This is a genomic window from Vibrio sp. 2134-1, from assembly GCF_033339495.1.
This window is the reverse complement of record NZ_JAWOUS010001039.1, coordinates 1-500: the sequence shown is the minus strand read 5'-3', so window position 1 is coordinate 500 and position 500 is coordinate 1. Positions and strand designations below refer to the sequence as shown.

Sequence of the window (500 nt, the reverse complement as noted above, 5' to 3'; positions counted from 1 at the left end):
ACTTGGGGAAATATGTGACCCTACGTGAGGCAAAGAATAAGAAAAGGGCGTACCGCAAAGTACGCCCTTTTTGATCTTGTGTGAGTCTCGTGTGAGAAAACGCTATACACCGCTGACTTATAGCGCCTCACCAAACACTAGAAAGCAAAGCTGTTCGTATTCTTCTGTGTTGCCAGCAAACAAGTGCTCAACAATTTGAGATTCCTTTTTCCCAGACAACTTCATTTTTCTTGCTTCGCGCAGCGTAAGCACCAAACAAAGCTCTCTCGAAATGCGAGCTTCGCATCCTGGCTTCCACTGATTGATTGCTTGGCTGAGTGCCGAGTTTGATAGATTTGGTGAAATCGCCAGTACTTCGTGTTTAACCACAGCGAGCAAATCTAACTGGATATCAGAACGCGTCTCCGTCTTCGCCAACTTTTCAATTAAGGCTTTCAGCAAAATTGATGGTTTGATAAAACCGGCCTGTTGAGCAAATGCATCATTCAAACGCACAGAAA

General features: G+C 44.6%; 1 pseudogene. It reads right to left on the bottom strand.

What is annotated here, in order from left to right:
* Positions 1–117: 117 nt before the first annotated feature.
* Positions 118–500: pseudogene (locus R7R78_RS29925) on the bottom strand (AraC family transcriptional regulator); the annotation flags it as partial.